This is a genomic window from Alcanivorax hongdengensis A-11-3 (assembly GCF_000300995.1).
Lineage (GTDB): Bacteria > Pseudomonadota > Gammaproteobacteria > Pseudomonadales > Alcanivoracaceae > Alcanivorax > Alcanivorax hongdengensis.
The window spans coordinates 24331-38895 of the sequence record NZ_AMRJ01000019.1; the positions used below are offsets into that span (position 1 = coordinate 24331).

At 63.1% G+C, this 14565-nt stretch carries 8 protein-coding genes; 5 read left to right on the forward strand and 3 right to left on the reverse strand.

Going from position 1 to position 14565, the window contains the following annotated elements; translation table 11 throughout:
* The first annotated feature begins 36 nt into the window (after nucleotides 1-36).
* Nucleotides 37-1989 (forward strand): monovalent cation:proton antiporter family protein, encoded by a 1953-nt coding sequence (locus tag A11A3_RS11890; protein WP_008929551.1) that lies wholly within the window; start codon nucleotides 37-39, stop codon nucleotides 1987-1989.
* A 23-nt stretch (nucleotides 1990-2012) separates the two neighbouring features.
* Here the strand turns inward: A11A3_RS11890 and A11A3_RS11895 are convergent, their stop codons facing one another.
* Together A11A3_RS11895 and A11A3_RS11900 are read right to left on the reverse strand one after the other, a co-directional pair.
* Nucleotides 2013-2939 (reverse strand): glutathione S-transferase family protein, encoded by a 927-nt coding sequence (locus A11A3_RS11895; RefSeq protein WP_008929552.1) that lies wholly within the window; start codon nucleotides 2937-2939, stop codon nucleotides 2013-2015.
* The gene (locus A11A3_RS11900; RefSeq protein WP_157375649.1) at nucleotides 2932-3090 is read right to left on the reverse strand and encodes a hypothetical protein; all 159 of its coding nucleotides are present in this window, start codon (nucleotides 3088-3090) and stop codon (nucleotides 2932-2934) included. The genes A11A3_RS11895 and A11A3_RS11900 overlap by 8 nt, the downstream gene beginning before the upstream one ends.
* 176 nt (nucleotides 3091-3266) lie before the next feature.
* On the opposite strand from A11A3_RS11900, the gene A11A3_RS11905 reads away from it, so the two are divergent.
* From A11A3_RS11905 to acnA, 4 genes are all read left to right on the forward strand, one after another.
* Nucleotides 3267-4859 (forward strand): ABC1 kinase family protein, encoded by a 1593-nt coding sequence (locus tag A11A3_RS11905; RefSeq protein ID WP_008929554.1) that lies wholly within the window; start codon nucleotides 3267-3269, stop codon nucleotides 4857-4859.
* A gap of 198 nt (nucleotides 4860-5057) precedes the next feature.
* Complete coding sequence (locus tag A11A3_RS17280) at nucleotides 5058-7529, forward strand: hypothetical protein (RefSeq protein WP_008929555.1); 2472 nt, start codon at nucleotides 5058-5060, stop codon at nucleotides 7527-7529.
* 43 nt (nucleotides 7530-7572) lie between these two features.
* Entirely contained in the window at nucleotides 7573-10617 is a 3045-nt protein-coding gene (locus tag A11A3_RS11915; protein ID WP_157375651.1) for a parallel beta-helix domain-containing protein, read from the forward strand.
* Nucleotides 10618-10901: 284 nt separating this feature from the next.
* The gene (gene acnA, locus A11A3_RS11920; RefSeq protein WP_008929557.1) at nucleotides 10902-13649 is read left to right on the forward strand and encodes an aconitate hydratase AcnA; all 2748 of its coding nucleotides are present in this window, start codon (nucleotides 10902-10904) and stop codon (nucleotides 13647-13649) included.
* Between the two features lie 3 nt (nucleotides 13650-13652).
* Here acnA and A11A3_RS11925 read toward each other — a convergent pair whose 3' ends face one another.
* The gene (locus A11A3_RS11925; RefSeq protein WP_008929558.1) at nucleotides 13653-14525 is read right to left on the reverse strand and encodes a LysR substrate-binding domain-containing protein; all 873 of its coding nucleotides are present in this window, start codon (nucleotides 14523-14525) and stop codon (nucleotides 13653-13655) included.
* Nucleotides 14526-14565: the final 40 nt, after the last annotated feature.

A 14565-nucleotide genomic window follows, 5' to 3' on the forward strand; every position in this document is an offset into this window, starting at 1 on the left:
TGCTACACTGTCGGCAACAGGGAGGGGCGTCACGGCATGGATGATTTACTGACACTGACGGTGGTTCTGCTGGCAACGGCCGTGGCCTCCGTGGTGCTGTTCCGTCGCATGCGCCTGCCACCCTTGCTGGCCTATCTGCTTGCCGGGCTGGCCGTGGGCCCGTTCGGTTTCGGCTGGGTGCAAAACACCGACAGCATTCAGCACCTGGCAGAATTCGGTATCGTCTTTCTGCTGTTCACCCTGGGGTTGGAGTTTTCCATTCCGCGGCTGCTGACACTCAGGCGGGTGGTCTTCGGTGCCGGCCCTCTGCAGGTGGCCATCACCGGCCTGCTGGTCTTCGCCGTCATGCGCCTGCTGGGGTTTTCGGTGACCATGGCCACCATCACCGCCTGCGCCCTGGCGTTGTCATCCACCGCCATCGTGGTGCGTGACCTGATCGGCCGAGGCGCGGTCAATACCGGCTATGGCCGGGCGGCCACCGGCATTCTGCTGTTTCAGGACCTGGCCGCGGTCCTGATGCTGGTACTGCTGCCGCTGATCAGTCTGGGCGACGCGGACAATGTCATGGCTGCCGCCGGCATGATTCTGGGCAAGTCCCTGCTGCTGTTTGCCGGCATCTTCGTGGCCGGCAAGTGGATCCTGCCAAGGCTGCTGGAAGAAACCGGCCGCGCCCGCTCCGACGAGGTCTTTGTGATGAGCGCCCTGCTGCTGGCCCTGGTCGCAGCCTGGGTCACCCATGAGATGGGGCTGTCCATGGCCCTGGGCGCGTTCCTGGCCGGCATGATGCTGGGCGAGAGCCATTTCCGTCACCAGATCGAGGCGGATCTGCGCCCGTTCCGGGATCTGCTGCTGGGCCTGTTTTTTGTCAGTGTCGGCATGCTGGTGGACCCGGATCTGTTTGCCGATCAGTGGCACTGGATCATCCTCGCCGCCCTGGCGCTGATGCTGTTCAAGACACTGCTGGTCTTCGGCCTGCTGCGACTGCTGCGTGAACGCCCGGAAACCGCCCTGCGCAGCGGCCTGATTCTCGGCCAGGGCGGCGAGTTCGGCTTTGTACTGGTGGCGCTGGCGGTGTCCCATGGCATGATCAGCCCGGGCAAGGCCGGCCTGCTGGTCTCCATTACGGTACTGACCATGGCGTTTACACCGGCACTGCTGGAACACAGTGGCGCCTTGACCCAGCGCCTGCTACGCGCCTGGCAAACGCTGCCGGATTCGCCCTCCCTGGATCAGGACACCCACCAGCACGTCATCCTCTGCGGTTATGGCCGCGTGGGTCAGAACCTGATGCGTTACCTGACCCGTTTCCACCAGGCAGCGGTGGCCATCGACATGGACCTGGTGCGCATTCAGGAGGCCAGCGCCGCCGGCGAAAAGATCCTGTTCGGCGATGCCAGTCGCAAGGACATTCTGGAAAAGGCCGGCATCGACCGGGCCAGCCTGGTGGTGGTGACCTTCGACAATGCGCGCCTGGCGGAACGCATCATCCATACCGTGCGCGACCTCAACCCGGCGGTACGGGTGCTGGTGCGCACCCGCGACGATACCCACCTGGACGCCCTGACCCAGGCCGGTGCCACGGAGGTGGTGCCGGAAGTGCTGGAAGCCTCGCTGATGCTGGTGGCCCAGGCACTGATGATGCAGGGCGTCCCCTTCGTCAGGGTACTGGCCATGCTGCGCCAGAGCCGCCGGGAGCGCTATCAGATGCTGCGCGGCTACTACCACGGTGACTCCCTGCCCACCAGTGACAGTGCCGGCAATCCCTACCGGTTACTGCATGCGGTGGTGCTGACCGACCGGGCCCGGGCCATTGGCCAGGCACTGGGAGAGTGTCGCTTGCGGGATGTGGAAGTGCGCGCCCTGCGCCGCGGCGAACAAATGATCAATGCGCCGGAGCCGGAACAACGGCTGCTTAGCGGTGACACCCTGATTCTCTACGGCCCATTGGAAGCGGTGGAAGCCGCCGAAGCCCGTCTGCTGGGCGGCTAACGCTTAGCCGGCTGCTGAAAAAATCAGGCGGCCGTCAGGGCAAAGCCCTGGCGGGGAAAGTGAATATGCACGGTGCCCGCCGCCGGGTTGGTACGCGCCAGAATCCAGCTGTCTGCGGTGGCGCTGACCAAGGTGCCGGTGACCGGCACCTGACCATAATCATCCGGCGCCACACTGACGGTCTGGCCCAGCAAGGGCGCTTTAATGCCGGCCTCGGGCAATTCCCTGGGCGCCCTGGCCCTGGCCAGTTTGAGCGCCGCATTGGGCGACATTTCCACCGCATCCCCATGACCAAAATCACGCATGCGATCCATCCAGGCAGCGACCCGCGGATACTTGCCGAACACCGGGGACTCGGCCACATCGCGCAGGAACCAGAGACCATGGTAGGCACTGAAGTCACCGATGTTGGGGCGGTCAGCAAACAGGAAGTCGTGCTCTGACAGGCGCGCTTCCAGGCCATCCAGGTGTTCGCGCACCCGAGCGCGGGACGCCATCAAGCCCATGCGCGGCACATTGGACGTGCGCCCGATGCGGATACGATCCCGGAAAAAGCGCAACAGGTTGAACAGCGAAAAGGCCTTGAACAGCTTGATATTCAAGCGCCAGCTGGTGGACGACAGAATACAGGCCAGAAACAGTTCCAAGTCCGCCTCGCGAACAAAGGCCTGCACCTCCTCGCTGACATTGTCCAGCGCCAGCTCCGGCTTGCCGCTGAGACGGGCAATCTCGCGGGTAATGGTGCGCGTATCGCAGAACACATCGGCGCCGATCTGGGCCACGGGAATCTTGCGATAGCCGCCGGCCAGCGGCGCCAGCAACGGTCTGGGAGGCATTTCATCGGTGGTGACCGAACACCACTCCAGCCCGGTATAGCCCAGCATCACCCGGATCTTCTCGGAAAAGGGAGACAAGGCATAGTGGTGCAATACGAATTCAGACTCAGACATGGATCCCCGCCCTGACATCAGAAGGCCACCAAGCGTGGTCCGGCCACCCTTTAGTGTCAATAACAGCAGACGACAGCGCCGCGCTGCCATGATCGGTCCGGTCAATAGCGCGCCACAGCGGCACCGCCGAGCCTTCAACAAAAATCGGCATGGTGTTCACCTTGCCAGACTCCATTGAAAGCAACCCCGCCTGAACGCCCATGGATAAAGGGCCTCAACGCACGAATGAAGAAATGCAACAAAGTGTACACATGTTCATTTTTTACTTGCCAGGCTGGCGCACAGCCATTATTTTGTGAACACTCATTCACTATCGAGGTGCATGCCATGCAGAAGAATCCGACTCCGGCTGAAACACCACGGGCCAATCCGCCCGCCTGGCAGCCGCTGGATGATTTTGCCCAGCGCAAACAACCGGACAGCGGCCTGAAAGCCTGGCTGGCGGTGGTGGAAGGCTGTATCCGGGCCATTGAACGCACCGCCTGGCAGGGCCGCGAACTGGCGGACCAGGCCATCAATGCCTGCAAGGCCGTGGGCCGTGGCGCCAACGCGGTCAACGAGGAAATGCAGCAGCTGGCCGATGAAGCCCGCCGCTGGCCGGCCCGCCTCAAGCGCCTGACCAAGACCGGCTGGATGCTCACCAAGGTAGTAGCCAGTTACCGCCTGTGGGGCACCAAGGCGGCCTTCCTGCCCGGCAGCATGCGCCAGGCAGCGCTGGAGAACCTGCACCGGCGCAATGCCCGCCGTTTTCGCGATACCTCGCTGCAACAGGGCGGCGCCTTTCTGAAGATCGGCCAGCTGCTATCCAGTCGACCGGATCTGTTGCCCCAGGCCTGGATCGACGAACTGGCCATCCTGCAGGACCAGGCCACCGCGGTCCCCTTCGAGCAGATCCAGGCGGTGCTGGAAGCAGAATTCGACCAGCCCCTGGACGAGCTGTTTGCCGACATCGACGTCGAACCGCTGGCCGCCGCCAGTATCGGTCAGGTGCACCGGGCCCGCCTGCATGATGGCCGGGACGTGGCCGTGAAGGTTCAGCGCCCGGGTCTGGACGAGGTGGTCGAGCTGGATATGGCATTGCTCAAGGTGTTCATTGATGCGGTGAAATCCGCCCTGCCGCCCATGGATTTCGACACCATTGTCAGCGAAATCCAGCGCACCGTGCGCGAGGAGCTGGACTACCAGCGCGAAGCCCGGGCCATGGTTCAGGTCGGCCAGCAACTGGCCTCACTGCCCGGCATCCGCGTACCCACCCTGGTGAGCGAGCGCAGCAGCCGACACGTGCTGACCACCGTTTTTGTTCGCGGTCGCAAACTCACCACCGTGCTGGACGAAATGGCCAACAGCGATCGTGCGCGCCTGGACCGGGTTCTCGCCCGGCTGCTGGATGCCTGGTTCACCCAGGTACTCAATGGCGGCCTGTTCCATGCGGACCCGCACCCGGGCAATTTGATGATCACCGACAATGACGAGCTGGTACTGCTGGATTTCGGCTGTACCCAGACGCTCACCAATGAGGCGCGCCACGGTTACTTCCGGGTGCTGCAGGCCTGCGTTGTTGGTGATGAGCAGGTCATCGCCGACACCCTTCAGACACTGGGCTTTCGCACCCGCAGCGGCGATGCCGGCACCCTGCTCGCCTTTGTCAGTGCGATTCTCGATCAGGTGCGCGATGCCATTATCAACCCCCATCAGCAACAGGGCTGGCCCAGCGCCGAGCAACTGATGCAGCAGGTCACCGAACTGCTGGCCCATCTGGAGCATGATCCGGTGGAGAAAATGCCCGCGGATTTCATCATGCTGGCCCGGGTCTTCGGCACCCTGGGTGGGCTGTTCCTGCATTACCAGCCCAGCGTGGACGCCGCCAGCCTGGTGCTGGGTTACCTGACCCGGCCGCTGGATGCCCCCCGGGCGGCCTGACCCCGGTTCACCATTGCCCCGCCTGGCAGGCCCCGCCAGCGGGGCGAATCGTCTTCACGTTATCGTGACAACAAACCCGCAACAGAAGTGACAATAACACTACAGCTGTCTCCCGATTTCAGCGGTACAACGTAATAACAAAACGTTAGTACCAATAAATAGCGAAGGCCGACATCGAGCCTTCGCCACGGGGGCAGTATGCGCAAAAGACAATCGGGGCTGACCCTGGCCAGCGGTCTGCTGGCGGTATTCCTGTTGCACGGCTGTGGCGGCGGGGGAAGCAGCAATAGCAGTAACACCACCAACACCGGCACCCCGCGGGCACCGGAACCGCCCCCCACGGAAGAACCCGGCAACCCGGAACCCCCGGCACCGGCGGCCCTGACCCGCTACAGTGTGGCCAATGGCTGTTACCGGCTGGCCTCCGGCGATCAGTTCATCCAGGCCGATCCGGACAGCCAGCGCTACGGCTTCACCGGCAATGCCGCCGACGCCACCGGCTTTTACTTCAAGCCCACCGCACTGGGCGCCTACCTGCTGCTGAGTGCCTATCACCGTGACCCCGGGGAACGGGGCAGCAAGCAGCTGCTGGGCATCAGTGATCCGGCCGGCCAATTTCTCGATGACAGTGGCCATTTTGTCGGTGAGCTCAGCTACCTGGTGGCCGGGCTCGGCGATACCCTGAACCTGGTACTGGACCCGGTGGCTCCACTGGGTGGCCTGCTGCGCGAGCTGGGTGAAAATCTGGGCGGCCTTGGCGGCAAGCTGGGTGATATGAACGTGCAACCGACCCTGGCCATGGTCAACAACGCCAGCGACCTGGCGGTGTGGAATCTGCGCCCGGCCGGTGACCACCAGTTTGCGCTGGCCTCCGCGGTCACCGGGTTGTTGCTGACCCGTGGCGACAACGACCTGACACTGACCTCCCCCGGCCTGGAAAACGACAGCACCCGCTTTGCGCTGCAGGCCACCGAGGGCTGCGACAGCTACCCGGAAGCCGAACTCAATGCCCGCGTGGCCGATGATGGGCCAGCCATCTACCTCAAGGAGGTGGACCGCTTTAGCAATGTGCCCGGGCTGGATGACGATGACGTGTTCGGCTTCGTCGATACCCACAGCCATGTGTCTGCCTATGAATTCATCGGCGGGCGCGTCAACTATGGCGACCCCTTCAACAAGTTCGGCGTCGACCATGCCCTGTACGACTGCAAGGTCAACCACGGCCCCGAGGGGCTCACCGGTCTGGTCGAGCAGGTCACCAGCAATCCCGGGCCCCATGAAACCCAAGGCTGGCCCACCTACAACTACTGGCCCCGTCACGATTCGCTGCAACACCACCAGAGCTATTACCGCTGGCTGGAGCGCGCCCACCTGGCCGGCCTGAAAATTCTGGTCAATCATCTGGTGCACAACGAGATTCTCTGCCAGATCAACCCGCAAAAACAGAACGACTGCGACACCATGGCCGCCATCGAATTGCAGGCCGAGCGCATGCACCAGATGCAGGATTACATCGACGCCCAGAGCGGCGGGCCCGGCCAGGGCTGGTTCCGCATTGTCACCGACCCGGCCCAGGCCCGGCAGGTGATTGCCGACGGCGGCATGGCGGTAATCCTGGGGGTGGAGGCCTCCAAGGCCCTCAACTGCGGCGAGTTCCTGGATGCGCCGGAGTGCAACCGCGAGCAGATCGTCGAGCGCCTCGACCGGCTTTATGCCATGGACGTGCGCAGCCTGTTCCCGGTGCACAAGTTCGACAATGCCTTTGGTGGCCACCTGCCGGATCTGTCCTCCGGCATTGGCATCGGGCCGGTGCTGTACGGCGGCAACCTGCTGGAAACCGGTCACCTGGTGGAGTTCGAGCAATGCCCCGATGCCCTTCAGGATGACGGCAGCGGCCTGCCACTGACGGATCAACTGGCGCCCTTCGGGCTCATCGACCAGCTGCTGTTCCAGCTCGATTACGTGGGCGACCGTTTCCCGGCCACCCCGCAAGAACTGGCCGACCTGGACCCGCGCCGCGGCACCGATCACCTGTGTAATACCCGTGGCCTCACCGACCTGGGTGTGTTCCTGATCAACGAGCTGATGAAGCGCGGCATGCTGATCGAAACCGACCACATCAGTCGCAAGGCCGCCAGCCAGATCCTCGCTATCACCGGCGCCCATGACTACCCGGTGATCAACAGCCACGGCGGCTGGGGCGGCACCGAAGCCCTGCGCGACCAGGTGGCGGCCCAGGGAGGCGTGAGCGCGTCCTTCGCCAGCACCCGCGACAACTGGGTGGATGCGTTGATCCGCGACGGCCAACGGCCCCGTAGCAGTGACCTCAAGGTGGGGCCGTTCGGCGGCGCCGGCTATGCCTCGGATGTCAACGGCATCGCCTCATTGGCCGGCAACCCGGGGACCCCGGATCAGGAAGACAGTCTCTACCCCTTCACGTCGGTGGACGGCCGGGTGGTATTCGACAAGCAACGTACCGGCGATCACCAGTTCAGCCTCTATGAAGGACGGGGCGTGGCCCACTACGGCCTCTACCCGGATCAGATCGCCGACATGATGATTCACAGTGACCGGTCACAACAACAAATCGACGAGGCGGTGAATCAATTGTTCACCTCCGCGGAAGCGTATCTGCGCATGTGGGAACGGGTGGGCGCGGCGGTTCGCTAGCGCCTGTCGAACAATGACAATGACGAGTAACGGGGAAAACGTCATGAAGAAGATGACAATGCTGATACTGGCCACCCTGATGGCCACCAGCCTGGCCACGCTGCCCGGCTGCGGCGGTGATGGCGGCAGCAGCAGTAGCACCAATACCGCCACGCCCAACGCGCCGGATGACGGCAATGACGGTGGTGACGACGGCGGCAACAACAACGGTGGTGGCGATGACGGCTCCGACGATGGCGGCAGCGACGCCACCGGCCGCACCTTCCTGATCGAACCCGGCCCGGACGCCACCGAGGACATGGTCAATGCCATGATTCAGCTGCGACCGGGCGATGTCATGCAGTTCGCCTGCGGCTATTTCGATCTCAAGGAAGGCCTGCTGATTCAGGCCACCGAAGATGTGTTGATCAAGGGCTGCGGCAAGGACAAGACGGTGCTGTCATTCCGCGACAGCATCAACGTCACCGGCCTGGAAGCCATCAACGTGCGCGGCATCACCGTGGAGGATCTGACCATCCTTGATTCCCCCGGTGACGCCTTCAAGCTCAAGGGGGTGAAATGGGGCACCCTTAACGGCGTGCGGGCCATGTGGTCCGGCGGTGGCGGCACCATTACCGCCGACAACTACGGCGACCGCCTGCAGGTGGAATGTACCAAACCGCCCATGAACGAAGGGGACCCGACCCCGGATTACATTCCCAGCTCCGCCAGCGGCCGCTACGGCATCTACCCGGTGGAATCGGAAAACATCCTGGTGGACAACTCAGAATCGGTGGGCGCCTCCGATGCCGGCATCTATGTGGGGCAGACCAACAACGCCATCATCCGCAACAGCCGCGCCATCTACAACGTGATGGGTTTCGAGATCGAAAACGTGCAGGGCGGCGAGTACAACAGCAATACCGCCGAATGTAACACCGGCGGTTTCCTGATCTATGATCTGGAGAACATCACCCAGTACGGCGATACCTCGGTGATGCTCAACAACCTGGCCCGCAACAACAACACCTACAACTTTGCCCAGAGCGGGCTGGTATCCATTGTGCCGCGCGGTTCCGGTTTCATTACCCTGGGCTACGACAACATCGAGATCTACAACAATACCTTCGAGGACCACAGCACCGGCGCCATTCTCTACATCAGCTACGAGCTGGTGGATGGCAAGGGCAACACCGCCGACAAGAAACTCGATCCCTATACCGAGGGACTGCATATTCACAACAATGTATTCAAGCATTCCGGCTATTCCCTGCCGCCGCCGGACCTGGAAAAAACCCTGGACGGCAACATCGAGAACCTGCTGCCGACCCTGATCGGCCTTAAGAATCTGCCGACCCTCAACGACCCGACACAGATTCTTTCCAGCCTTCAGAATTTGGCCAACCTGGGCAAGGGCGCGCACATTCTCTGGGACGGCCTGCGTGATGATCTGGACGCGGACTGCCCCTACCCGGTGGACGCCAACGGTGACCCGGTGCCCGCCGATGAAAACGGCAAACCGCAGTTGACCAATGAGGACCCGAACCCCAGCTGCCATTACAACGCCTACAAGTTCGACAGCAACGGCAACCGCAAACTGCCCCAGTGGGGCTCGTGCTTCCACGACAATGACATGTCCAGCGACAGCGCCCCCTACCTGAACTTCCACGGCACTGACGGGCTGGAACTTATCATCGGTCTGGCGGACCAGGACCTGTCCCTGCTCAGCCCGGATGGCCTGGCCAGCATCGTCACCGGCACGCTCAATTTCCCGGCGGACACCCATCTGTCCGATCACGACTGCCAGAGCCGCTTCGGCAAGGTGCTGGAGCCGCTGCCCCATGTGACCATTCCGCCGTTCGAGCGCAGTGGCGACATCGACCCGGCGCCGTCCGAGGAAGTGGTGGAAAAACTCTGCAACACCAGCGTGGCCAGCGGTGAAATCAACCGCGATGCCCTGGAAGTGAACTGCCCGCGTCTGGACCAGTACAACCTGTTTGCCGACCCCCACGACCCGCGCAGCATGCCCAACGAAGGCGGCATGCCGTTCGTGCTCAACAGCAAACTGTTTTCCGACTACGCCACCAAGTACCGGGTGGCCTTCATCCCGCCGGGCACCAAGGCGATCTATCGGGATGGCCAGGATGGCAACAACCTCAATGGTGCCCTGAGCTTCCCGCTGGGCACGGTGATTGCCAAGACCTTCGCCTTCACCGACGAAAGCAACCACAGCGAACAGCTGGTGGAAACCCGCCTGTTGATCAAGCGCCTGAGCAAGAGCGGCAAACCCATGTGGGAAGGCCTGCCCTACGTCTGGGAGAAGGATGACAACGGCGAGCCCATCGCCGTCTACCAGCCCGGCGGCGCCCAGGTGGCGGTGCACTGGCACTACCGTGATGCCAACTCCGGCAAGCTGCTCACCGGCAGCACTGACGGCTATTCGGTACCCAACGCCAACCAGTGCATTACCTGCCACGGCAACGATGACCGCCCGGCGGGCAGTGCCCCGATCGGGCCCAAGGTACGCAACCTGAACCGCCCCTATGCCCCGGAGTCCAGCTTCATGGGTACCAGTGGCCAGGGTGGCTTCCCGCGGGTCAACCAGTTGCAGGCCATGATTGACCGCGGCCTGCTCAGCGGCGCGCCGACCCTGGAAATCAACGACAAGGGCATCGCCACCAATGTGGAGCGTCTGCCGCACTGGAATGTGCCCGGCGACAGCGGGGCCGCGGCCAACTCCCCGGAGGATATCGAAAGTCGCATGCGTGCCTACCTGGAGGTCAACTGCCAGCACTGTCACAACGACAAGGGTGCCGCCTCCAACACCGGCTTCTACCTGGACCACTTCCGTCCGGTGAACGTCAGCTACGGCGTCTGCAAGAAGCCCACCGCCACCGGTGGCGGCTCCTGTGGTCGCCAGCACGTGATCGTGCCCGGCAGTGCCGACAAGTCGATCATCTCCTGTCGACTGGCCGCCCAGGGCGACCCGGAACGCATGATGCCGCCCATCGCCCGCAGTGTGACCCACGACGAGGCCAGCGCCCTGCTGGATCAGTGGATCAACACCGTGGTCGACAGCAGCTACAGCAACGGCAGCGCCTGTAACTGATACCGGCCTGCCTACCGTCCCCCTCCCTCCTCCCTTCGGGGAGGATGCTCCACCCCTCCCCTTCGGGGGAGGGTTTTTCCCCGCCTATCGATCCGTCTCGTCTCCTTTTGCCACCCAATGGCAGCCATCGAAAAACACCATGGCGGCAGGTTTCATGTCCCTGCGATAAGAGCGTAGTATGAAATGGCTTACCGTCATGACAGGGCCGTTATGTCACGGGCCCTGTACATCGTTCCGCTGCCTGACTCAGCGGCAGTGGTTTCATCAGACCCAGGAGGTGTGCAGTGACACGGATTGGCCAGGACACCCTGAACAGCAAGAAAACGCTGGAAGCCAACGGCAAGACCTATCACTACTTTGATATCAATACGGTCGCCGACAAGGGTTGGGGTGATCTCAGCAAGCTCCCTTTCTCACTCAAGGTTCTTCTCGAAAACCTGCTCCGTTTTGAAGACGGCGACAGCGTCACCACCAACGATATCGAAGCCGTGGTGCGCTGGCTGGACAAGCGCAGCTCCGACAAGGAAATCAACTACCGCCCGGCCCGGGTGCTGATGCAGGACTTCACCGGCGTACCCGGCGTGGTGGATCTGGCCGCCATGCGCGATGCCATCAGCAAGGCCGGTGGCGACCCGTCACGGATCAACCCGCTGACACCGGTGGACCTGGTGATCGATCACTCGGTGATGGTGGACAAGTTCGGCAACCCGCAGGCGTTCTCCGAAAACGTGGACATCGAATACCAGCGCAACCGTGAGCGTTACCAGTTCCTGCGCTGGGGCCAGAAAGCCTTCGACAATTTCCGCGTGGTACCGCCGGGCACCGGTATCTGCCACCAGGTCAACCTGGAATACCTGGCCAAGGGCGTGTGGTCCGCCGATGGCGAAGATGGCAACACCTACGCCTACCCGGACACCCTGGTGGGCACCGATTCCCACACCACCATGATCAACGGCCTGGGGGTACTGGGCTGGGGCGTGGGCGGCATCGAGGCGGAGGCGGCCATGCTCGGCCAGCCCATTGCCATGCTGATTCCCGAGGTGATCGGCTTCAAGATCACCGGCAAGTTGCGCGAAGGCATCACCGCCACCGATCTGGTACTGACGGTCACCGAGATGCTGCGCCGCCGCGGCGTGGTGGGCAAGTTCGTGGAATTCTTCGGCGATGGCCTGGCTGACCTGACCCTGGCCGACCGCGCCACCATCGCCAACATGGCACCGGAATACGGTGCCACCTGCGGCTTCTTCCCGATCGACGAGCGCACCACCGAATACATGGAGCTGTCCGGCCGCGATGCGGACACCATTGCCCTGGTGGAAGCCTACTGCAAGGCCCAGGGCCTGTGGCGCTCCAGCAGCGATCCGGACCCGCAATTCACCGACGTGCTGGAACTGGACCTGGGCGATGTGGTGCCCAGCCTGGCCGGCCCCAAACGGCCCCAGGACCGGGTACCGCTGACCGCCGTCAAACGCACCTTCATCGACGTGGTCACCGAGACCCTCAAACTCAACGACGACGAGATCAGCAAGCTGGAGGGCGAAGGCGGCCAGACCGCCGTAGGCAACCATGAACCCAGCGCCGGCGATGTGCCGGTGGTGATTGATGGCCAGAAACATCACATGGGCCATGGCGATGTGGTAATTGCCGCCATCACCTCCTGTACCAACACCTCCAACCCCAGCGTCATGCTGGCCGCCGGCCTGGTGGCCAAGAAAGCCGCCGAAAAGGGCATGAACCGCAAACCCTGGGTGAAAACCTCCCTGGCGCCGGGCTCCAAGGTGGTCACCGACTACCTGAGAGTCACCGGCCTGCAGGATCCACTCAACCAGATCGGCTTTGACCTGGTGGGTTACGGCTGCACCACCTGCATCGGCAACTCCGGCCCGCTGCCGGAGGAAATCGAGAAAGCCATTACCGAGGGCGACCTGGTGGTGGCCTCCGTGCTGTCCGGCAACCGCAACTTCGAGGGCCGCGTGCATCAGAGCGTGCGTACCAACTGGCTGGCCTCCCCGCCGCTGGTGGTCGCCTATGCGCTGGCCGGCACCGTCAAGATCGACCTGGACAAGGACCCCATCGGCAAGGACCAGGACGGCAACGCCGTCTACCTGAAAGATATCTGGCCCAGCTCCGAGGAAATTCAGGCGGAGCTGGTGAAGATCAACAACGACATGTTCCGCAAGGAATACGCCAGTGTCTTCGAGGGCGACGAGACCTGGCAGAGCCTGCCGATTCCGGACGCCAAGACCTACGACTGGGACAGCAGCTCCACCTACATCCAGAACCCGCCGTTCTTCGACGGGCTCAGCGCCCAGGTGGACGATGTGGAGCCGGTGAAGAATGCGCGCATTCTGGCGCTGCTGGGCGACTCCATCACCACCGACCACATCTCGCCGGCCGGGGCCATCAAGGCGGACTCCCCCGCCGGGCACTACCTGCAGGGCCATGATGTGGAGCCCATCGACTTCAACTCCTATGGCTCACGCCGGGGCAACCATGAAGTGATGATGCGCGGCACCTTCGCCAACATCCGCATCCGCAACGAAATGACCCCGGACATCGAGGGTGGCTTCACCCGCCACCTGCCCGGCGGCGAGGAAATCTCCATCTATGGCGCCGCCATGCGCTACCAGAAGGATGGCGTGCCCACCGTGGTGGTGGCCGGCAAGGAATACGGTACCGGCTCCAGCCGGGACTGGGCCGCCAAGGGCACCAACCTGCTGGGGGTCAAGGCGGTGATCGCGGAAAGCTACGAGCGGATTCACCGCTCCAATCTGATCGGCATGGGCGTGCTGCCCCTGCAGTTCCCGGAAGGCACCGACCGCAAGACCCTCAACCTGGACGGCAGCGAGGAAGTGGATATCCCCGACCTGTCCAACGACCTCAAGCCCGGCGATACCGTCACCGTGGTATTCCGCAAGGACGGCAAGGAGCAGAAGGTGGAGGCTATCTCGCGGCTGGATACCGCCGCCGAGGTCACCTACTACAAAAATGGCGGCATCCTGCACTATGTGCTGCGCCAGATGATGCAGTAACGCTCAGGCGTCGCCCGGCGGCGCCATCAACAACGCTTCCAGCGCCGCCAGTCCTGGCGGCGCTGTGCGTTCACGGTGTCGTACCAGAAACAGTGGCCGGCTGATCCTTTCACGCTCACCGGGCACGGTTGCCAGCCGGCCATCGGCCAGCGCACTGCGCAACGCCACGGTACTGATATACCCCACCCCCGCACCGGCCAGTACTGCCTGGCGAATGGCCTCCGCCGAGCCCAGCTCGATAATCTGTTGCTGGGGCGGGAACGCCTTGCCCAGACGCGTCTCCAGCACTGCCCGGGTGCCCGAACCGGTTTCGCGCATCACCCAGGGCCAGCGTTGTGACTGCTGCGGCAACTGCCTGAGCAGGGCCGGCGTTGCCACCCGCTGCAGAGTGTCTTCGCGCCATACCTGGCAGGCCAGCATCGGATGACTGACCGGCCCCTCCACCAGTGCCAGATCCGCCTGCAACGACAGCAGGCGCTCCACCGCCGCGCGGGTATTGACCACCTCCACCCGCAGGCGGGCTTCCGGGCGAGTCTGCCGAAAGGCTCCCAGGTAGAAAGGCAGGTAATAATTGCCCACGGTATGGGTGGCCACCAGCGACAGGTTCACCGGCGGCGCCACAAACAACGCCTCGCAACCGGCCGCCTCGGCCAGGGTCGCCCGCGCCTGTGGCAGCAACCGCTCGCCATGCTGGTTGATCACCAGGCCGCGACCAATGCGGTCAAACAACGCCACCCCCAGCTGCTGCTCCAGTTCCTTGAGCGCCAGACTCACCGCCGGCTGGGTCAGGGACAGTTGCCCGGCGGCACGGGCAATGCTGCCCTGCTCGGCCACCTGCACAAAAGCACGCAATTGTTTGAGGGTTAGTGCATTCATAAAAATATCTTAGTTATATCGTTATAACATTTAAATATTT

Bases quoted from the DNA above. Each gene is read 5' to 3' on its own strand.
- A11A3_RS11925 (WP_008929558.1), bottom strand. From the start codon at position 14,525: ATGAATGCACTAACCCTCAAACAATTGCGTGCTTTTGTGCAGGTGGCC.
- A11A3_RS11890 (WP_008929551.1), top strand. From the start codon at position 37: ATGGATGATTTACTGACACTGACGGTGGTTCTGCTGGCAACGGCCGTG.
- A11A3_RS11895 (WP_008929552.1), bottom strand. From the start codon at position 2,939: ATGTCTGAGTCTGAATTCGTATTGCACCACTATGCCTTGTCTCCCTTT.
- A11A3_RS11905 (WP_008929554.1), top strand. From the start codon at position 3,267: ATGCAGAAGAATCCGACTCCGGCTGAAACACCACGGGCCAATCCGCCC.
- A11A3_RS17280 (WP_008929555.1), top strand. From the start codon at position 5,058: ATGCGCAAAAGACAATCGGGGCTGACCCTGGCCAGCGGTCTGCTGGCG.
- A11A3_RS11900 (WP_157375649.1), bottom strand. From the start codon at position 3,090: ATGCCGATTTTTGTTGAAGGCTCGGCGGTGCCGCTGTGGCGCGCTATT.
- A11A3_RS11915 (WP_157375651.1), top strand. From the start codon at position 7,573: ATGAAGAAGATGACAATGCTGATACTGGCCACCCTGATGGCCACCAGC.